We start from the raw sequence: 21,805 nt of genomic DNA, 5'->3' as shown, positions 1-21,805 counted from the left end.
AACTCTGACCATATGAACAACAACTTGAGCGACATAGAGCAGAGGCTGCTCGAAAAATTTCTTCGCGATAGTACACTCAATGAGGCCAAAAGCCTGCAGATAGCGCTGCGCAACTTCCTGGCAGAAGAAAAAGATGCCCTCATGCAGGAGCTGTCGCTCGATGAGCGCGACATTCGCGCGCTCCAGACACAGGCATCAAAGAACATACTCGATTTCCTGAAAAGTAACGACTTCATAGCCGAGCGCGAGGGCGGTGTGCTCTTCATCACAGATAGAGGCAAGCAACTGCGCAAGCAAGGCACGCTGGCAAAGTATGAAGAATGGCAAAAGGATACCCGTGCAAAGAACAAGGTGATCATACAGACCATAGAGACCCGTGGCTACCTGGACCAGGACCAGATAATACGCAACAGGCGCGCCCTCATCATCAAGCGCATCAAAAAGTTCGTGCTCTATCCGCTGCTGCTCATCATTCTGTTCTTCTTCCTGCTGCTGGGCGCTCACCATTACAACCTCGACAAGAACGTACCTGCCGTGCGCAACTTCTTCAACAAGGTGAAGAACAATGCCGATTCTACCGCCAACGAAGAGGCCGCGACCGATGGAGAAAAACAGAAGGATACGCACAGTAAAAAGAAGAAAGGGCACAAAGGGCATTGATCCATTGCCGGTCATGGCACCTTATTTTTGATGAGATCATAAATAACTGTATTTTTATATCCGCGATGGCTCCGGCCTGTCTGGGGTCATATCGTTTGCACACATATCAAAGCGATATCAAATGAAGAAATTTCTCTTTTTTGTAGTGCTGCCTGCCATCATGGTAGCGGGGAACAGTTGCAAAAAACTGAGCTGGGAAAAAGACTCAAAGGCCAGGGACTGCTACTGTGTCTACTATTTCCGCCCCGGCGTAGAGCGTTATGAGACCTTCAAATACGGTCCGTCGTACAGCGATGCAGTGCTCAAGAACATCTGCAATGGTAAAGACCAGGAATTCAAAAAGAAATACGGCTATTACAACGCACATTGCGATGTAAAATAATATTCATATCGCAGCCGGTATAACATAGCAGATCCTAATGCGACACCCCACACGGTATTGGCCGTGTAACGAAAGCGATATACCTTTCCTTCATGGCAAAGAAACGACAGGCAAACCCGCGGAACACCACCGCCCCTGCTGCGGACAATAATATAAAGCAGCCCGGCAGGCCATCGCCACAACGGCCCGAACCGACCACTGCAGAAAAGAAAAAAAGTCCCTTTGGGCTGGTACACCTGCTCATACTGGCCGGTATCTCTGTCATCACATGGCTCACATACCAGAGTGCGCTCGCCAACCAGTTCACCAACTGGGACGACCTCGGCTACGTCCTCACCGATCCCCTTATCAAAGATAGCTCCATCGAGGGGCTCAAAAGGTTGTTCCTCCTCGAAAGCCGCGTGATGGGCAACTATCACCCGCTCACCATGGTCACCTACTGGTGGGAGTATGGCAAAGAGGGGCTGGAACCCGCCATCTACCATCTCGATAGTATCATATTCCATATCATCACCACGGCCACGGCCTATATCTTCGTTCGCACGCTCACGCGCAGCATATTGGCAGCAGCAATAGCAGCCCTGCTCTTCGCGGTACATCCCATGCGTGTAGAGTCCGTCACCTGGATCGCAGGCCGGAAAGATATTCTCTATGGTATGTTCTACCTGCTGGCATGCACCACCCATATACTATATATACGCGCCCGCGAAGGTAAACGGGCGCTGTGGTTCGTAGCTACCATACTGCTTTTCGCGCTTTCCTTGCTGTGCAAGTCGGTAGGTGTCACCCTGCCTGTAGTGCTCCTGCTTATAGACCTCTACGAGCGCCGCGATCTGAAGGCTGTGCTCATCATAGAAAAACTGCCATTGTTCGGCCTATCCATGCTGTTCGGCCTCATTTCCATTTACGCGCAGAAAGATGTTGGTGCGCTCGGCACGCTCGATGTCCACTTTACCGTCCTCGAACGGCTGGCCCTGGGCTGCTATGCGCTCTGCACCTATGTATGGAAAATGGTAGTACCCGTAGGGCTCACCAACTTCTACCCCTACCCCATAAAGGTCAATGATGCGCTGCCTGCTGTATTCTATGTATACCCCTTGCTGGTAGGCGGTGCGCTCTTTGCCATATGGAAGTTCGGCAGGCACAACAGGCTGCTGCTGCTGGGTGTGCTCTTCTTCATCATCAACCTGCTGTTGCTGCTGCAATTCCTGCCTGTAGGCGGCGCCGTCATGTCCGATAGGTATACATATATACCCTATGTGGGCCTCTTTCTGCTCATAGGCTATTTCATAGCCAGGCTGGTAGAACAGAAAAAGCCCCTTGGTACCCTGCTGTTGGTAGTAGTACTGGGTGCAAGCGGTGCATATGCCTATATGACCAGCGAGCGCAATAAGGACTGGTACGACTCTGTAAGCCTCTGGACCGATGCTATAGAGAAAGACCCCGAGTCACCCATCGGCTACTTCTACCTGGGGCAGGAATATTATACCCGTTTCGAGGGGGCACAGAACCAGGTAGACCGCAAGAAATATGGCGATTCCGCATTGGTCTATTTCTCAAAGTCGGTAGAGCGCAAGCCCGATTATACCAGCCCCATCATTTGCATAGGCGAATACATGCGCAGCACGGGCCGCATAGAAGAGGCAAAAACGGCCTACCTGAGAGCACTAGCCATAAAGGATGGACTGGAAAGCGCCTACCTGGGCCTGGGTGTGGTGTACAGCATACAGGGCAAATACGACTCTGCCGCGCCCGTGTTCCGCAAGGCGCTTGCGCTCAAGAAATTCTTCCCGGAAGGTTATAGCAATTATGCCAACTTCCTGGAGATAGTGGGCAAGTCCGATTCGGCCATAATTACTTACGAGAAAGCCATTTCGCAGAACCCCGATGCCTATATACCCTACATGAACAGGGGCCGCATATACATGAAGCAGCAGAAGTATGACCTGGCCATAAAAGACTACGACCATGCCGTGATGCTGAAACCCGAATACCCCGATCCGCTGGTACAGCGCGCACAGGCACACCTGGCAAAGGGCAATAAAGCACAGGCCCATGCCGATATAGCTGAGGCCAAAAAACTAGGTGCTTTGATCGATCCGGCATTGGAAGAGAGCTCCCGGTAGCGCCATACGGCTATCGGCTTAGCAGGTCGTCTATATCCTCGTCGCCGTTCAGGTGGTTCATTTGTTCCACGATCCGGGGGTAGCGCCATGCCACTCTGCGGCTCATGGGCCTTACAGTGAATTTCTTGGGGTTGGGCAGGCAGGCTATTATCTGTGCGGCCTCGGCCTGCGTCAGGCTCTTTGCCGGCTTATGAAAGTATTGCTGCGCGGCCGCCTCTATCCCGAAGATGCCCGGGCCCATCTCTATCACGTTCAGGTACACTTCCATTATGCGCTTTTTGCCCCATGTCCACTCTATCAGTTGGGTAAAGTAGAATTCCGGCACCTTGCGCACATACCTGCCCCAGCCGCTACCCTGCCACAGAAACACGTTCTTGGCCGTCTGCTGGCTTATGGTACTGGCCCCGCCGCCGCGTACTTTATTCTTTTTCTTCTTTTGTGGCCCGAACACGCTTTTTTCCAGGGCCTTCCGGTCGAAACCGCCATGCTCTGCAAATAGCTGGTCTTCGCTGGCAATGGCGGCCAGCTTCACACTATTGGGTATCTTTTCCCAGCTCACATAGTCTCTCTTCAGGCCATAGCCCCCGAAGAGGGCAGCCACCTGGGTGATGGTGAACGGTGGCCATACCCACCTGCATACCACTACATACAGCGTAGACGACACGAACATCACCAGCAATGCACGCAGTATCCACCTGCCTATACGTCTTTTTCCTTTTGCCATTTGAGGCCGCAAAAGTATGAATGAATGGTTGTTATGTCAAAAACACCTCTTTTTCCGCTTGCACATTCCCCGACGAAAGATTATATTTGCCACACTTTTTAAACGATCACAACTTATGGGTCACGATACACACGGTCACAGCACAGAGAACAAAGCGATAATATCTTTTGGTAATGGTCTCTGGCTCGTTATCATCCTTGTAGGGCTTTTCATAGCTGCACTCAATTTCGTACAGGTCGAAAGTGCTTCTGAGGGCCATGGCGAGGCCACGCACGAAACACACCATGGCGCTGCCGGTGGCCACGAAGCTGCTCCTGCAGCGCATCACGATGCCGCTCCCAAGAACGAGACCCACGAGGCCGAGGGCGCACACCACAACGAGGAAATGACAGCTCCCGTTGGCGAAGGTGCAGAGACAGGCAACCACGAGCAACACTAATAGCCATTCCCGCACATGCAGGCGAACGATACCATACTGATAACCGGCGCGGCCGGTTTCATCGGTAGCTATCTTGTTGGCTACCTCAACCATGCAGGCTACGACAACCTCATACTTGCCGATGATTTTTCTGTAGAGAAAAAAGCGCCCAACCTAGCCGGTAAGCGCTACCTCGAAAAGGTACACAGGGACGATCTCTTTGCCTGGCTCCAAGCCAACCCGGGACGCGTACAGTATGTCTTCCACCTGGGCGCCCGCACCGATACCACCGAAATGGATTACGAGGTACACCGCAGGCTGAACCTTGAATATTCGCAAAAGTTGTGGGCCGTATGCGCTGCCAATGCCATACCGCTGGTATATGCTTCATCGGCCGCCACATATGGCGCAGGCGAGCATGGCTACAAGGACGACCACGATGTGATATACAAGCTGCAGCCGCTCAATCCCTATGGGGTGTCCAAGAACGAATTCGATAAATGGGCATTGCAGCAACCGCAGCAGCCACCCTTCTGGGCAGGTCTCAAATTTTTCAATGTTTTCGGCCCCAACGAGTATCACAAGGGCCGTATGGCATCGGTCATATTCCATGCCTATAATACCATTCAAAGCACAGGTAAGGTAAAACTGTTCCGCTCGCACCACCCTGCTTATAAAGATGGCGAGCAGATCCGCGACTTCATATATGTGCAGGATGTGGTGCAGATATGCGTATGGCTCATGCAACACCGCCCTGCCAATGGCCTGTACAATACAGGTACCGGCAAGGCCCGCACCTTCAACGACCTCGTAAAGGCCATATTCGATACGCTGCAGCTACCTGCCAATATAGAGTACATAGACACTCCTATCGATATCCGCGACAAATACCAGTATTTCACCGAGGCCGACATGACCAAACTCCGCGCGGCCGGTTACTATGCTCCTTTCCATACGCTGGAGCAGGGAGTACGCGAATACGTTACCACATATTTGACAACGGGCAGGTATCTCTGATACCTGCCCGTTCGCTTTATTCCTTTATCCTACTCTCTTACGGCTCATACACTATACGCAGTACTGCGGTGCTGCCATCATTGCCCACGAACCTGCACATATACATACCCTGTGCCAGGCCGCGTGGCAGGTTCATTTCGGTAGCAGATGCGTTCACCACATACCTGCTTACTTCCTTGCCGTCTATGGTATGAATGGTCACTACACCGGCCACAGGTGTCTCTATGGTCACCATACCGTCCGTAGGTGTAGGATATACTCTTATACCCGCTACAGGTGCTGCTGTTGGTGTCACCGCCGTAGGGCAGTCTATGCTGTACTTCACATATATCGGGAAGAAGGCCGTATCGGCACTGCAGTCGTTCTTCACTATATGCCTTATGATGGCCTTGCCGGGAGCAATGCCCGTCACCTTGCCTGTAGTACTTTCTACAGACACATAGGGGCTGCTGCTGTTCCATATACCACCCGGGGCAGTGCTGGTCAGGGTCACCGTATTGGCGTAGCATACTGTATCGGGCCCGCTTATGGTACCCGCCACTATAGGCGTTATCACGGCTACCGTCATGGTAGCTACGGCAGTGCCGCAGGCATTGGTACGCGAGTACGATATGGTGGCCGTACCTGCACTTACAGGTGTTGTTATGCCGCCCGCTACGGTCACTACAGCCTCGTTGCTGCTGCTCCACACACCGCCTACCACGCTGGCCGTTAGCACTGCAGTACTTCCCAGGCAAAAACTATCTATACCACTTATACTGCCTATGGCAGGCAGCGGGTTCACGGTAATGGTATACCGTGCCACAGCCGTACCACAGCCATTGGTAGCCGTATATTTTACGGTATCCACACCGCCCGCTACACCCGTCAACACACCTGCCGGTGTAATGGACACCTTGCCTGTTACCACACTCCACGATCCGCCCGCTACCGTGGCAGTGAGCGTCACTGTATTGCTCTGGCATACCGTAGGTGTACCCAGTATAGAGCCTGCCGTAGCCAGCGCATTCACCGACAGCACATCTGTTCCCACGCATCCGGCCGCGCTCCTGTAAGTAATGATAGTAGTACCTGCCGACACACCCGTGATATTCCCCGTAAGTATACCTGCAGTGGCAACAGCGGGTGCTGATGATGACCAGGTGCCGCCCGTAGGTGTGGCCGCAAATAATGCGGAGGAACCTACACACAGGTCGGCAGGGCCCTCTATGAGGCCCGGCAGTGGGTCTATGGTCACAATAGCTGTAGTATAGCAGCCTGTCGCCGTCATCACATACGATATCACAGAGGTGCCTGCCGCTATACCGCTCACCAGGCCCGCTACACTGCCTATGGTGGCTATGGCGGTATTACCGCTGCTCCATGTACCCGTTAGCGGAGAGCTACCCAGCAGTGTGGTAGCGCCCACACAGGCATGGCATGTACCTGCTATAGTGCTTGGTGTGGGATTCAGGGTCAGTGTCTTAGGGCGCTTGCAGCCTGTAGATAATACATATGATATGGCCACTGTACCGCTGTTCAGCGCTGTCACCACACCGGTAGTGCTGGTCACTGTGGCCATAGCGGTATTGCTGCTGACCCAGGTACCGCCGGCCGGTGTACCTGTAAGTGTAGTGGTAAGGCCGGTACAAAGGGCAGATGCACCGCTCACCGCCGTAGGCAGGGGATTTATGGTCACTATCACGCCCCTTGCGCATCCGCTCGGAAGTATATACGAAACTATAGATGTGCCCGGTGCTATGCCTGCCACTACGCCCGAGGCCGATATGATGCCTACTACCGTATTAGAGCTTACCCATACGCCATATGGCTGTGTATTGGTAAGTGTTCCCGTAGAGCCCTCGCACACGGCCAGGGGCCCCATTATGGCAGAAGGAGACTGGTTGACAGTAACAGTGACATATGCTTTGCAGCCCGAAGGAGCCGTATACGATATTCGCACCGTACCCGGTGCAACTGCATATACCGCACCTGTTCCCGAGTTCACTGTTGCTATGGTATAGTTGCTGCTGCTCCAGGTGCCGCCGGCCGGCGTGCAGCTAAAGGTGTCCGACATACCCGTGCACAGCACCAGGTCGCCCGATATGGCCGATGGCAGTGGGTTCACCGTTACTATACCTGTTATATAGCAGCCTGTCGATGTCTTGGTATATGTTATTACCGAGGTCCCGGGCGATACAGCGGTAACTATACCCGTAGATCCTATAGTGGCCACAGCGGTATTGCCGCTGGTCCAGGTGCCGCCGGTAACAGGGTTGGCAAGCGTACTGGTGCTGCCCATACATACCGCAAGACTACCTGCTATATAACCCGGCAGGGGATTCACCGTCACCAGGGCCGTACGGAAACAGCCTATCACCAGTGTATAGCTCACTCTTGCTGTACCGGCCGCCACACCTGTCATCACACCCAGCGCATCTACAGATACATTGGTGTTAGATGCGCTCCACGATCCTCCCGGCGTACTGCTGGTCAGTACCGTGGTAGCGTCCTTGCATATGGCAAAGGTACCGGCAATGGGTGCCGGCAGCGGGTTCACCGTCACTATCTGCGAGGCCGATATGGCTCCACAGCTATTGCTCACAGTATAAGATATGATGGTAGTACCTGCATCTATACCTGTCACCACACCCGCGGTAGATATGGTACCTGCCAGCGGATTGGAAGAAGACCATGTACCTGTCGTCACTACATTGGAAAGCGTGATGGTGCTGCCTCCGGCACATACCGACGGTGGGCCTGTTATAAGGCCGGTATCGGCTGTTACCTCTACGGTCACTATAGTTGTGGCCACAGATGTGGCGCAGCCGTTGCTCATGGTGTACGATATGGTCACGGTGCCATCGTCCACTCCGGTCACTATGCCACTCGTGCCCACTGTAGCTATGCTCACATCTGCCGACGACCAGGAGCCGCCAGCCATGGTAGATGTGAGTGTGATATCGCTACCTGTGCAGAATGTCGTTGCCCCTGACAGCACGCCGGCATATGGCGTTATATTCACGGTAATGAGCGCCGTAGTGGTACAGCCTGCCTTGCTGTAAGATATCAACACCACACCTGCGCCCACGCCCGATACCACACCCGTAGCTGCACCTACTGTAGCCAGCGAAGTGTTGCCGCTGGCCCAGGTGCCGCCTGTGGTAGTGCTGTTCAGTGTAGTGGTAGCGCCTATACATACGTTCAGCGGGCCTGTTATGGCATCGGGGGTAGCATTCACCGTTACTACGGTAGTGGCCGTAGCAGTGCCGCAGCCATCGGTCACAGAGTAGGAAATGGTGGCCGTACCACCGCTCACCCCTGTTACCTCTCCGGTACTGCTGCCTACTGTAGCTGCAGCATCGGCGGTGCTCCATGTACCACCTGCTACGCTTGGCGTCAGCGTTACATTGGTACCTGCACAGAATGGCGGCGCTGCGGTTATGACACCTGCCACAGGCAGGGCATTTACCGTCACATCCGTGGTAGCTACCACAGTACCACAGCCGCTAGATACCGTATACGATATGGTAGTAGTGCCTGCGGCTATACCCATTACCACACCCGATGCACTTACTGTACCTGCAGCAGCATTTGTCGACGACCATACGCCGCCCGGTGTAGTATTGGCCAGGGCGGTAGTGCCGCCTGCGCATACACTGGCAGTACCTGTTATAGAGGCCACAGTAGGTGCAGCGTTCACCGTCACTATGGCCGAGGTACTGTTACCTGCTACCGTATAGATGATGGTGGCCGTACCGGCCGATATGCCCGTTACCACACCCGTGGCCGCATTCACAGTAGCTATCGTTATGGCCGCACTGCTCCATGTGCCACCGGTAGTGGTTATGTTCAGTGTAGTGGTAGCGCTTATGCATACAGTAGTAGTACCCGTTATATGCCCGAAGGGGTCATTGCGGTGCAGGGCCACAAGCCCCGGCAGCTCGCCGGTACATACTACATCCGGGTGTGTATCGCCATCTAGGTCGGCGGCGGCCAGTCCGCGTGTGCCATCTACAGTGGCCACATCGCTTTTAGGTGCAAAGGTGGCTGCATCTATCACTCCCGTAGTGCTGGTGTTGCGCAGTACAGAAAAGCTCAGTGCATTATAATTCGATACCAGCAGGTCGGGCTTGCCATCACCATTGATATCGCTCATTACCATTTCTGCGGGTGCTGTACCGGTCGCATAGTTCACACGGGCAGCGAACGAGCCCGATGTGATAGAGCCCGGCGCACTCGTGTTCCTGTATACCGATACGTTATTGCTGTTGAAGTTCGCTACGCACATGTCATGCTTACCGTCGCCATCTACATCGGCCACTACTATAGCACTGGGCGAGCTGTTGGTGCTGAAGTTGACAATAGTACCGAAGGAGGAAGGCAGTAATGTACCCGGCGTACTATTGTTGTGGAACACCGAAACATTGTCCGATCCGCTGTTCACTATTATCAGTTCGGGCTTGCCGTCGCCATCTATCTCGGCTATGGCCACCTTATTGGGTGCCGCACCGGGGGTTATGTTCTCTTTCGGGGCAAATGAGCCTGCCGTTATGCTACCCACGGTGCTTATGTTGCGGAACAGGTTCACCGTGTTCGCCAGGCAGGCCACGGCCACTTCCGGCCTGCCATCCATATCCAGGTCGCCTACGGCCACACCCCTTGCATTAGCGTTCGCGCTCATATCTACCCTTGTGGCCAGCGATGCTGCTGTGAATGCACCCGAAGTAGTAGTATTGCGGAAAATGGTCACATAGCTGAGGATGGTGCCCGAATTGGCTACTATTATGTCCAGCTTGCCATCTCCGTCTATATCGCCCGTGGTCACATCATGCGGTGGCTGCGAGGTGGCAAAAGATACCCCCGCCTCAAAAGAGCCTGCAGTAAGTGTTCCCGAGGTGCTGATATTGCGATACAGTGTTATATTATTGGTGCCCGAGTTAGCCACTATCATATCGGTCTTGCCATCATTGTCCAGGTCGGCAAGGGCTATGCTGTAGGGTACGGTGGTAGCTCCATTCGTTATGTCCGCATGTACCTCAAAGTTGATCACCGTTGCATCGAACGCACTATTGTCATAGGTAGGCAAGAACGGCATGGCCGATGCCCCTGTTAGTGCCGATGCCGTATTGGTGATGCTCACCGGGCGGTAGGTGGCGCCATTCGGTACGGTAGCAGACAGCGTGGTACTGCCAGCCGATACCACAGTGGCTTTTGTGGCCCCGAAATAAACAATGTTATTGGTAGTGGTGGCATTGAAGCCGCTGCCCGTTATCAGCACATTATCGCCCGGGTGCCCCTGCATAGGTGCTACAGAGGTAATAACGGGCTGTTGCGCATATAGTGCAGGGGCCAGTATCAGTGAAAGGAATATAACAGGTAGCGTTCTTCTCATTTGCACGAACTTTAAATAAATATCTGATGGCCGCTTTCACGGCACATTTACCCTAAATTAATTGATCGACAAATTTACTTTATCGTAATGAACTTACAATTACCATTTGCTGATATTTTTTACTTGAATAAGATAATAAATGAGTGCCCGGGAAATGCGCTGCTACCTGTGGCTTTTATTACTTTTGCAGCCTCCGATGTATGCTTAGTATGAACTGGTTGAGAAAAATATCATTTGCCTGCACTCTTGCTGCTATTATAGGTCTGCTCACCGGCTGCGGCCCTGCAGAGAACGTACCCGATACTTCTGCCATAAAAGTAGACCTCAAGACCCAGCGGTTCGATGTGGACCTCTACGCCATCGATACCTCCAATATCGCCGCCGGCCTGCACCAGTTGCGCAGCAAATACCCCGATTTCCTCGACTATTTCCTCGATACCCTCATGGCCTATGAGATACATGGCAACTATAATGATACCGTGATGGGCATACGCGAGGGCCTGAAACCCTTCTTGGTACACAAGGACTACCGCGAGCTGGAGGACTACATCAAAAAGCAGTACCCCGACACCAAAAAGCAGGACGAACAGCTTACCGGGGGCTTCAAGCTGCTCAAATATTATTATCCACAATACAAGGTGCCCCGCATCATGTACCTGAACATGGGTCTAAGTAAATGGACCTCCTTCCTGGCAGACAGCGCTACCCAGTGCGTGGGGCTCGATATGTTCCTTGGCGATGATTACCCCCACTACTTCTCCGTTGGCCTGTTCGACTATATGTATCCCCAGCGTCGTGCATCCTACCTGCCCGTGGCCGTTTTCACTGTCATATACCGCACCGCCATACCGCTGCAAACGCAGGAGAAGAACCTGCTGGAGCTGATGCTGCAAAAAGGTAAGGAACAGTATTTCCTGCATAAGATACTGCCCCAGTTGCCCGACTCTGTACTGTTCGGCTTCCAGAAAAAACAGATGGAATGGTGCCAGCAGAATGAAGCATATATCTATAATTTCTTTGTGAAGAACCAGTTGATCTATAGCAAGGAAGTGCAGAACACTATACCCTATATCACCGATGGCCCCTTTGCCCGCGGTATGGAGCCACCGAGCAACCCCGAGAAATTCACTCCCGGTAACATCGGTACATGGCTGGGTTACAAGATGATATGCGCCTACATGGATCAGCACAAGGAGCTCACCATGCCCCAGTTGTTACAAACGGAGTTCAACTCTGCGACCTTCCTGGCCGAAGCAAAGTACAAGCCAAGATAAACGCCATAATAAATTGAAAATCAACACAAACACAAAACATCACACATATGAAGAAGCAATTACTTTTTTTATTCTGTCTCATCTCCTCGGCACCCATCTTTGCCCAGATCAATAAGGTGGATGATGTGAAAAAGTCGCTGCAGACCGAGAACAAGGATACCGTGGCATGGGTACACAGCGGTGTGGCCAGCATAGGCATCAATGGGGGCTTCCTGCACAACTGGGCCGCCGGTGGCGAACTCGCCTCACTGCTCGTCAACGGCATATTCAGCGGCAGGCTCGATCGCCTGAACCACCGCGATATATGGAGCAACAACCTGGATATGACCTATGGTCTTATCTACAACTACTCTACAGGTTTCGTTCCCCGCAAGACCGACGATCGTATCGACTTCACCTCGAAATACGGTATGATGCTGGACACCACCAATAATATATTCCTCACCGGCCTGTTCAACTTCAAGTCGCAGTTCACAAAAGGGTACGACTATTCCCTGCCCAAGTGGGATAGTATGTCCACTTCGGCATTCTTCTCCCCGGCCTTTTTCACACTCGCACTCGGTCTCGAATACCGCAAAGGCAGCGATATCAGCATATTCCTCTCCCCGGCCGCCGCACGCGTCATCACTGCCGATAGATATTATACCCTTAGCAACCCCGAGGGTATGTTCGGTGTGCCATATGGCAAAACGTATGCTAAACAGCTCGGTGCCTACTTCTCGGGCAGGTATACTGTGAACATCAATAAGAATATGATATACAAGACCCGCCTGGACCTCTACTCCAACTACCTGGCCAAAGACACAAAGGACAGCACGGGCGCAGTGATAAAGAAGGATAACCCCGGCAACATAAACGTACTTTTCGATAACCTCTTCTCATGGAAGGTGTCCAAAGTGTTCACCATCACATTGGGCCTTACCCTCATGTATGACAACAACATACCATACAGCAAGACCTATATAGACGACCTGGGGAACGAAGTACCCAAGAACGAACCCGGTGCCGACCTGGGCTGGATGCAGATAAAGCAGGTAGCCACCTTCGGCCTGGGGTATAAATTCTAAAGTACGTTACCCTCAAAATGGGTACTTTTGCCATCATTGCCATAGCTGAATGTCCTATACATACCAGATAAAATTGCCCCAGTTCGAGGGTCCTTTCGACCTGTTGCTGTTCTTCATAGAGCGCGACGAGCTGGACATTTATAATATACCTATAGCCCGCCTTACAAACGACTTCCTGGGGTACATACACTCGCTGGAGAACCTGAACATAGAGCTTGCCAGCGAGTTCATACTGTTCGTATCTACCCTCATGCGCATAAAGGCCAAGATGCTGCTGCCCCGCCGTGAGCTGGATGCACAGGGCAACGAGATAGACCCCCGCCAGGAGCTGGTAGATAAGATACTGGAATACAAGCGCTTCAAAGAGGCATCGGAAATGATGGCCGTAATGGAGGCCGACCGCCAGATGCAGCAGAAACGCGGCAACATAAAGCAGGAGATGGACGGCCTCACCGACTCATACTCAGAAGGTACCGAGATACAGACCGTTACCATGTACAAGCTGCTGCAGGCCTACGAAAAGGTCATAAAACGCTTCAACGAGCGCAATGCCAAGCCGCAGCATGTGGTAGTGAAGTACAACTACAGCCTTGAAGGCCAGCGTGCCTACCTGATGGGCGACCTGCAGGAAAAAAAGCGTGTGCCCTTCGAAATGCTCTTCGCTACCTGCGAGAACAGGATACATGCCATATTCACCTTCCTGGCCATGCTGGAGCTCATACAGCAGAAATTCCTGGCCATACTTATAGGTACGGGCCGCAATAATTTCATAGTAGAGTGGAGTGCCGACCGCGACAATGAGGCCGCCGACACCGAACAACCCGCTGAAGGCATAGAAACAGCCAACGATACGTTAAATACCCCCGAAGAACCAGCCAACGATGACGGTCTGGCACAGTAATTGCACTATACCAGGCATAGAGTAGCTATACTCAAAAGATGTCCCTTGTGAGGCGCTGTCGAACAGTAGGCCAGCAAGGGATCGTCGTTTTCAGGAGGTCCCACATACTCCTTCCGATACCACCTCTCAATACCCCGACCAGAAACCAACGACTCATGACTATCTACTAACGACTATCTACTCATGACTATCTACTAACTACTATCTACTCATGACTATCTACTAACGACTATCTACTAACGACTAATAAAAAGTTAATTCGCCCCTACCTCATTAAACTCCCGGGCATCCGTCATGTCTGTTATAAAGTATTATCGTACTTTTCAGCACTGTACGGTGCAGGTTCTGCCTGCATCTGTCAGGCTATTGTTCCATGACCCCCGGCATACTACTTGGTGCATATCGTCCCGACCTGCTGCATGAGGAAACTCTTGCAGATATTTTCCGTGCCACTGCCCAAAAGTACCCCCATAAGGTAGCCCTCATCTTCAACGATACCCACCTTACCTATGCCCAACTAGACCGCTGGAGCGATGCCATGGCCGATCACCTCTCGCAGCGCGGCATAGGTCCCGGCCATTTTGTAGGTGTATGGTGGCCCCGCGGCATAGAGCTGCATGTGGCGGTACTGGGCATAGTAAAGACCGGTGCCGCCTATGTGCCCCTCGATCACGAGATGCCTGCTGAGCGTGTAGAAGGTGTACTGCAGGAGGTAGGCGCCAGCGGCTACATAAGCGCCACTACGCTGAACCTCTCCTGCCCCGCCTATACCGTAGTGCCCCCACCGTCGCCCGATGAACTGGTATATACCCATCCCGGTCCACGCCCGCACCATACCGCCTATGTGCTCTACACATCGGGCAGTACGGGCAAGCCCAAGGGTATACCCATATCGCATAGGTCCATCTGCCACTTCGCCCGCTCAGAGCAGGCTATACTGGACATACAGCCCACCGACAAAGTATACCAGGGCTTCTCCGTATCGTTCGATATGTGGTGCGAGGAGGTATGGATAGGCTACCTGGTGGGCGCTACCCTATGGGTGGCCGATGCCGCCACTGCCAAGTCCATAGACGAACTGTCGGATGTACTGCGCCGCAACGACATCACAGTATTGCACGCCGTACCTAGCCTGCTAGCCGTTATGGACGATGATATACCCTCTATACGCCTGGTAAATGCCGGTGGCGAGGCCTGCACATCGCAGGTACTGGCTCGCTGGTCTGCCCCGCCCCGCCGCTTTTTCAATACCTATGGCCCTACCGAGACCACGGTAACGGCCACCATTGCAGAGCTGCAGCCCGGCGACCCCATAACCATAGGCATACCTCTGCCCAACTATGCGCTGGCCGTAGTGAATGAAAAAATGGAGCCCCTGCCCCGCGGCGAGCGCGGCGAGCTGGTGATAGCCGGTCCCGGCCTCAGTAGTGGCTACATAGACCGAGAGGAGCTGACAAGGGAGAAATTCGTACCGAAGTCCGAGGCGCTGCACGAAATGCCCGGCGACCGCATATACCGCACCGGCGATGCTGCCATCATAAACACCGATGGCAGTATAGATTTCCAGGGCCGTTTCGACGACCAGGTAAAGCTGCGCGGCTACCGCATAGAGCTGGGCGAGATAGAGAACCGCCTCAGCGGTCTTACAGACATTACGGCCGCAGCCGTAGCTGTAAAGAAAGACCTGAACGGGCAAGACCACCTTGCGGCCTATGTAGTGTGCGACGACCCTGTACGCATGAACCAGCAAAGCATTCGCGAGGAACTGGCGCGTGTGCTGCCTGCCTACATGGTACCTGCCGTTATAGTGCAACTGCCTGAGATGCCGCGCCTGCCCAGCGGCAAGATAGACCGCAAGGCACTACCCATACCGGCCATGCTGCTGGAGAATATAGGCCCCGTGGCCGATGAGGTGATAGATATAGACGCACCTATTGGCGAACGGGTCATATCTGTATTGCGCAAATTCTTCCCCAATCGCACCATCACACTCGATAACGATTTTTTTACCGACCTCGGCGGCCATTCGCTGCTGGCGGCGGCCGTAGTATCGCGGCTGCGTCGCGATGCGGCCATACCCCAGGCATCGCTGAAGGACCTTTACATGCACCGGCCGCTGAGCAAGGCGGCAGAGCACTGGGCCACTAAGCCGGTAGAGCAGGTAAAGGCCAGGCGGGTGTTCAACAATATACCTGCTGCACGCTTCTACATCTGCTGGGCGGCGCAGACCATTTCGCTGCTGCTCATGTACGGCCTGTTCGCCATACAGATATTCTTTCCCTATCTCGGTTACTATATAGTAAAAGAAGAGTACAATGATATACCGCTCGCAATAGCCGCTGCCCTCTGCCTCTTCCTGCTCATACCCCCTTTCTTCGCGCTCTGCAGTATAGTCATAAAATGGCTGGTCATAGGCCGTATGAAAGAGGGCGACTACCCACTCTGGGGCAGCTATTACTTCCGTTGGTGGTTCGTAAAGACCATGCAGCGCCTGCTACCTTCGCAGTTCCTTAATGGCACTCCGCTATATAGTGGCTACCTGCGCCGCCTGGGGGTAAAGGTGGCAAAGGATGCCCAACTGGCCGCCATCACCATAGGCGCCGAAGACCTTGTGACCATAGGCAGCGATGTCAGCATCAGTTCCGGCGCGGTGTTGAACAATGCCTATGTAGAGGACGGCCTGCTGAAGCTGCGCCGCATTCACCTGGGCCATCATGCCTATATCGGCACCTGCGCGGTCATAGCAGGTGGCACTACGGTAGAGGATTGGGGCGAGCTGCAAGACCTCAGTCACCTTTCGGCAGGCAACACCATAAAAAGTGGCGAGGTATGGCAGGGAAGCCCGGCCGTACTGAAAGAAAAAAAGAACATTGCCGATCTGCCACAGCCATTGCAGGTCTCTAATGGCAAGCGCCGCAGGTATTCGCTCATCTTCCTGCTGTCGCTGCTGGTGTTCCCCGTGGTGGTGCTGCTGCCGCTACTGCCTACCATCATCATCATTCACAACCTCGACAACTCCACCCCCGATTACGATTTCAGCTACCTCACCGTCACCCCTTCGCTGGCACTCAGCTATATCATTCTCTTTACCCTTACCACCATACTCTTGTCGCGCCTGCTGCAATGGGGCATAAAGCCCGGCAAGTACCCTATATACAGCCTCTTCTATGTACGCAAGTGGTTCGCCGACCAGCTCATGTCCCTCTCGCTCATAGTGCTGCACCCCATGTATGCCACGGTATATGTATCGCTGCTGTTCAGAGCGCTGGGCGCAAAGGTGGGCAGCAATACCGAGATATCTACCGCCAGCAGTGTCACCCATCCCTTGCTGGAGATAGGTAAGGATGCCTTTGTGGCCGATGCCGTAACCCTGGGCGAGGCCGATGTGCGCGGCCAGCAACTTATACTGGACAAGACCGTTATAGGCAACAACAGCTTTGTAGGCAATAGCGCCCTCATACCACAGGGCTACGAACTGCCCGACCGTATGCTGATAGGTGTGCTATCTACCCCACCCTCCAAAGATCAGTTGAACAGCAGCGATGCCCGCGACTGGTTCGGCTCGCCGGCCATACCATTACCCCGCAGGCAGGAAAGTCGTACTTTCCCCGCTACGCAAACATCTCGCCCTACGCCACCACGCATACTGGGTCGCAGCCTAGTAGAGCTCATACGCATCATACTGCCCGAGACCACTATCCTCATATGCAGTATCCTCTTCATAGCCTATGCACACAACCTGCTGGTAGATGACAACTGGTGGACCATAGCCATGCAGCTACCGTTCTATTACCTGTTCTTCATGGGCGTACCCGCCCTGCTGGTGACACTGGCGCTGAAATGGCTGCTCGTAGGCCGCTACAAGCCCGAACAGCAACCCATGTGGACACCCCGCGTATGGCTGAGCGAAGGGGTCACATCTACCTACGAATCGCTGGCCGTACCCTTCCTGCTCGATTATATGAAGGGTACCCCATGGCTGCCCTTCATGCTGCGCCTCTTCGGGGTGAAGGTAGGCCGCCGAGTATGGATGAACACTACCGACATCACCGAGCATGATATGGTAGAGATAGGCGATGATACCGCCTTCAACGAAGATTGCGGCCCGCAGACCCACCTCTTCGAGGACAGGGTGATGAAGATAGGCAAGATAAAGATAGGCGCGCGTTGCAGCATAGGCGCACGCAGCATCATACTCTATGACAGCGAGATAGGGAACGATGTGAATGTAGAGGCCCTGTCTCTGGTAATGAAGGGCGAGAACCTGCAGAACGATAGCAATTGGGTGGGCAGCCCGGTGAGGCCGGCATAGTTCATACCCTCTAATATCCTGCAATATCCGGACAATTCACCGAGGCCCACTCATAAGTTCTGGTCCTGCTATACCTCTTGCCCAACAGGCTCAGGTAAGGAGATGTCAGATCCTTCGGCCGTTCGAAAGGAGGATAAAGATCGCTGCGCTCCATCTTCTTTATGAATTTGTAATAGCGGTCCCCATCATCGCACAGCGCCAGCATCATTACTATTTTGGCACCCAGTTCCTTGTCTTTCCTTGCATTCACCAGTGCTTTCTCATACATTTTTATGGCCCATGTGCAGTTATAGTATACCTTCTCTATTACCGGGTCGGCAGAACGGAATCTGAAATACTCCCACTTCCCGTTCACATCATATACATCGTTCTCGTGGCTCGACCATCCGTAGCTATACATCATCCAGTCTCGCCCATAGTAGCTCATGTTGTAGAATGCATTACCTAGCTGAAAGCATATTCTCGCCACCTTTGTGCTATCCTTTTCCGTTTGCAATTGTTTACGCAGCCTTACTATATCCTGCAGGGCATACTTTTTACTTACCATATCATAGTATCTCGGCATGGTCTCAGGTTCGGGCAGCAGGGTGCCGCCAGCCGTTATATTCAGCCTGTCCAGGTATATTTTGAACTCATAATTCTCAGCCCAGTAATTCTCTGGCAAATTCGAGTAGACAGCCAGCGCCTCCTCGAATTTGCCCTGCCGCATCAGTAGTGTACCCTTCAGCTCTGCATACCATTCATTCTTTCCCCTGCGCTCCGGCATCACCGACCGCTCGAATGCGGTCTTGCCTTTCTTGTCATAAAAGGCCAGCAGGCTATCTACATCCTCCGGCCTGCCATACCTGTCCAGGTGGTGTATATAGTGATAACGGAATTCCGTATCGTCCTCCCCGGGAGGGTTATACCCGCAATGATCGTTCACCTGCATATCTGCCTTTCTGAACAACAGGTGGGCCATTACTATATCGCCCTTTTTGCGGAACTTCCCGCTCAGCATCAGGTATAGCTCGCTGCGCACATCCACCGGCGGATAATAATAGTCCCAGTACCCTGCCTCCTTCTTTACCACATCCAGTACCGCAAAGTGTTCGTATAGTTTTTGCTGCACCGTACCGGCCGCTATATCCTCTGTGTTCATTATGTGGATGATGCGCTCCACATTGCGCTGCTGCTCTATGGTACGGTCTTTCTGCCGTGGTATCTTGTCTAGGTATGTAGCGGCCATTGCAAAGTTCTTGTCCACCTGGTGCAGATGCGCCAATGCCAGCATCCTCAGGGTAGCGTTCTTTCCTCTTAGGTCCCGCAGGCCTTCCAGGCAGCTCATGAGTTGCCTCATGTATACCTTGTCCTTGGCCAGGTTCTTCAGGGCAAAAAAACGTGCCAGTGTATCCCCATGATCATACCAGTCGCTTCCCCTATCCGATCCCGAATAGAAACCATTCACCTCAGGCCCCAATACCCAGTTATCCAGCTTGCTTATCTCCCTTACCATCAGTAGCCCCAGGTAGTCGCTCCCCGGGGCATTCTCGTACACGGCCTTTATCTCCGCCATTGCCTTGCCGGGTGTCTTTATACCCTTATATGCATATATGGCAGCGCGCATCTCCTTATTTTTTTCGGTGGCCAGCAGGTCGTTCACTTCACCTGCACTCAGGTGCTTGTATATGAAATCCTTCTTCTCATCGCACCTGTGAAAGCATCGTATCAGCTCTGCTGCGCGTTTCCTCTTATCGGCAAATGACAGGCCGTAGTACAAACGCCCCCATTTGGCCACTATCGTTGGTCTGTCTTTCAGGTATCTTTCGTAGCACTGTATCAGTGGTGTATTGTCTTTTGTACCACCATCGGCATCGCATATGACGGTATCGGTGCTGTAGTAGTTCTCATAGTACATCATCTTCACGGCCTGGAAAGCATACCGCTGCCGCAGGAACTGCGCCACATCTGCGTTCTCGCATAGTACCATCGCATCTTTTATCAGGAAGTATTCACCCTCCCTATCCATACCCACATCTACTATCCGCCATTTCCATAGGTTCTGTTCGTCCTGGGTCCACCTGCTGTGCGCCAGTTCCACCTTTTTGGCAAAGAGCATATAATCCATCGCCTTTTTGTTCTGCGGCAGCAGCAGCCATTGTATGAAGGTGTTCTGCCGTAGCCTGCCCCAGTCATTGTTCGCATATGCATCTACGAACTCATATCCCGGTACATTGTACATCACCGTATCTATATCTGCCGGTCTTGCGGCTCCCCATGTATAGGTGCTCCATTCATTGGCATTGCGCAGGCGGTCGCCCTCGCCTATTCCCCCGTTCAGAAAGCTGTAGGTGAAGTAGAACATGGACAGGCCATCGTTACCCACCATCTCCTGCAGGAAAAGCGACACCCTCGTATCTCCTTCGGTGAGGTATGCCCCACATCCCCGCGATGAACGCGGCCATACGGTGAGCGACAGGATGCTAATGGCGGCTATATATAGCCTGTATGGTATGTTCATAACGTATAATGGATGTAGTGTTCCAGTCGAAAAATGCAAGCCGCCTCATATCGGGTAGCTTTTTGTGCAACATATCCGCTGCTGCTATCAGTTCGTGCTCACCGGCATACTCTGCACGCAATACATCGCCCTCCCTGAAGTAACGGTCACCGAGGACAGTATCTGTCACGAAACGATACCTGTTATCCCCCTCTCTTACATACAGTTGCTCATTACCTGTCAGCAGGTCCTCATGTATGATACCCTTGTACTTACCATTGCCGAACCACACCTGCCAGCCGAATACCGGCAAGGCCGCATCCAACGGCAGTGGGTATTTGTCCACCGTAAGGTACTTGCCCAGCTCCTTAGCATCAAAAACAGAGTTCTTTGTGGCCATATTGCTTATGCCACCCATGTTATAGCACATCAGCATACCCCTGTCTACGGGTGGTACACCCATTTTTGTACGGTACTTGTAGGGGTATGCGCGTATGGTAGCAGATAGCTCTACACCCGGTTCCAGCGTCCTTAACCTTCGCAGGAACCTGAAGTATCTTTCCTTCGATGCCGCTGTCCAGTCACAGTCTATCTGCAACTCTTTGGGTCCACTCGCACCTGCGGCCAGGCGGTGGTTTATCTCGGCTACCTTATCGGCTATCTTTTCGGCCAGTGTATCTGCCCCGGCATCTGTGATGCTGCCGAACACCCTTGCCGTAATGAATACCACGGGCGTAAAGCTCTTGCCTGTGAACGCCGCACTACCCCTGTTCTTCTGCCCTATGGCGGCCACAGGTACCGGCTGCCCGGTGCGCTTGTCTATGTCCACATCCATATAGCGGATGTAGAAGTGTGCCGCGTCCAGCCTGTCTATTAGCCCTGCAGATACGGTATCATTATCGTCAAAGGTGGTGCGCCAGTAGTAGAAGGCATGTACGGGTCTACTGTTGCCTGTATCGCAGCCCGATAGCAGTAGCAGCAGCAAAAAAAGCGGTAAGATCGCTCGCAGGAACACAGAAGTGGAAAAGTGATATAAAGTTAGTGAAGTGTATCATTCACTGACAACTTTTA

13 protein-coding genes are annotated in these 21,805 nt (G+C 53.0%); 9 read left to right on the top strand and 4 right to left on the bottom strand.

Annotation, left to right across the window (positions count from 1 at the left end; translation table 11 throughout):
* The first annotated feature begins 12 nt into the window (after nt 1-12).
* The 3 genes from ABD843_RS12455 to ABD843_RS12445 all read left to right on the top strand — a co-directional run bounded on the left by ABD843_RS12455 (nt 13) and on the right by ABD843_RS12445 (nt 3,168).
* Entirely contained in the window at nt 13-660 is a 648-nt protein-coding gene (locus ABD843_RS12455; RefSeq protein ID WP_345083625.1) for a hypothetical protein, read from the top strand.
* Between the two features lie 121 nt (nt 661-781).
* Nucleotides 782-1,042 (top strand): hypothetical protein, encoded by a 261-nt coding sequence (locus tag ABD843_RS12450; RefSeq protein ID WP_345083623.1) that lies wholly within the window; start codon nt 782-784, stop codon nt 1,040-1,042.
* Nucleotides 1,043-1,134: 92 nt separating this feature from the next.
* Nucleotides 1,135-3,168, top strand: coding sequence for a tetratricopeptide repeat protein (locus ABD843_RS12445; protein WP_345083621.1), 2,034 nt, complete (start codon nt 1,135-1,137; stop codon nt 3,166-3,168).
* A 10-nt stretch (nt 3,169-3,178) separates the two neighbouring features.
* Here ABD843_RS12445 and mtgA read toward each other — a convergent pair whose 3' ends face one another.
* Nucleotides 3,179-3,892 carry a monofunctional biosynthetic peptidoglycan transglycosylase gene (mtgA, locus tag ABD843_RS12440; protein WP_345083619.1) on the bottom strand — a complete coding sequence of 238 codons (714 nt, stop codon included), beginning with the start codon at nt 3,890-3,892 and terminating at the stop codon, nt 3,179-3,181.
* Nucleotides 3,893-4,007: 115 nt separating this feature from the next.
* On the opposite strand from mtgA, the gene ABD843_RS12435 reads away from it, so the two are divergent.
* Complete coding sequence (locus tag ABD843_RS12435; RefSeq protein ID WP_345083617.1) at nt 4,008-4,331, top strand: hypothetical protein; 324 nt, start codon at nt 4,008-4,010, stop codon at nt 4,329-4,331.
* Between the two features lie 15 nt (nt 4,332-4,346).
* A complete protein-coding gene (gene rfaD, locus ABD843_RS12430) occupies nt 4,347-5,327 on the top strand; it encodes an ADP-glyceromanno-heptose 6-epimerase (protein WP_345083615.1) in 981 nt (326 codons plus the stop codon).
* A 37-nt stretch (nt 5,328-5,364) separates the two neighbouring features.
* On the opposite strand, the gene ABD843_RS12425 is transcribed toward rfaD, so the two are convergent.
* Nucleotides 5,365-10,701 (bottom strand): FG-GAP-like repeat-containing protein, encoded by a 5,337-nt coding sequence (locus ABD843_RS12425; protein WP_345083613.1) that lies wholly within the window; start codon nt 10,699-10,701, stop codon nt 5,365-5,367.
* Between the two features lie 209 nt (nt 10,702-10,910).
* Between ABD843_RS12425 and ABD843_RS12420 the strand changes: the two genes are divergently transcribed.
* The 4 genes from ABD843_RS12420 (at nt 10,911) to ABD843_RS12405 (ending at nt 18,255) form a co-directional block, all read left to right on the top strand.
* Nucleotides 10,911-11,975, top strand: a complete 1,065-nt coding sequence (locus tag ABD843_RS12420) for a gliding motility protein GldB-related protein (RefSeq protein WP_345083611.1) — start codon at nt 10,911-10,913, stop codon at nt 11,973-11,975.
* A gap of 47 nt (nt 11,976-12,022) precedes the next feature.
* On the top strand, nt 12,023-13,042 hold the full coding sequence (locus tag ABD843_RS12415) for a DUF3078 domain-containing protein (RefSeq protein WP_345083609.1): 1,020 nt from the start codon (nt 12,023-12,025) through the stop codon (nt 13,040-13,042).
* A 49-nt stretch (nt 13,043-13,091) separates the two neighbouring features.
* Nucleotides 13,092-13,943 carry a segregation and condensation protein A gene (locus ABD843_RS12410; protein ID WP_345083607.1) on the top strand — a complete coding sequence of 284 codons (852 nt, stop codon included), beginning with the start codon at nt 13,092-13,094 and terminating at the stop codon, nt 13,941-13,943.
* A gap of 373 nt (nt 13,944-14,316) precedes the next feature.
* Nucleotides 14,317-18,255 (top strand): Pls/PosA family non-ribosomal peptide synthetase, encoded by a 3,939-nt coding sequence (locus tag ABD843_RS12405; RefSeq protein WP_345083605.1) that lies wholly within the window; start codon nt 14,317-14,319, stop codon nt 18,253-18,255.
* 10 nt (nt 18,256-18,265) lie between these two features.
* Here the strand turns inward: ABD843_RS12405 and ABD843_RS12400 are convergent, their stop codons facing one another.
* Both ABD843_RS12400 and ABD843_RS12395 read right to left on the bottom strand, forming a co-directional pair.
* Complete coding sequence (locus tag ABD843_RS12400) at nt 18,266-20,755, bottom strand: hypothetical protein (protein WP_345083603.1); 2,490 nt, start codon at nt 20,753-20,755, stop codon at nt 18,266-18,268.
* Nucleotides 20,718-21,719, bottom strand: a complete 1,002-nt coding sequence (locus ABD843_RS12395; protein ID WP_345083601.1) for a hypothetical protein — start codon at nt 21,717-21,719, stop codon at nt 20,718-20,720. The genes ABD843_RS12400 and ABD843_RS12395 overlap by 38 nt, the downstream gene beginning before the upstream one ends.
* Between the last annotated feature and the right edge of the window lie 86 nt (nt 21,720-21,805).

The organism is Nemorincola caseinilytica (assembly GCF_039540515.1).
In the GTDB taxonomy this organism is placed as follows: domain Bacteria; phylum Bacteroidota; class Bacteroidia; order Chitinophagales; family Chitinophagaceae; genus Nemorincola; species Nemorincola caseinilytica.
The sequence above is the reverse complement of the archived record's forward strand: the minus strand, read 5'-3'. Positions and strand labels throughout refer to the sequence as shown.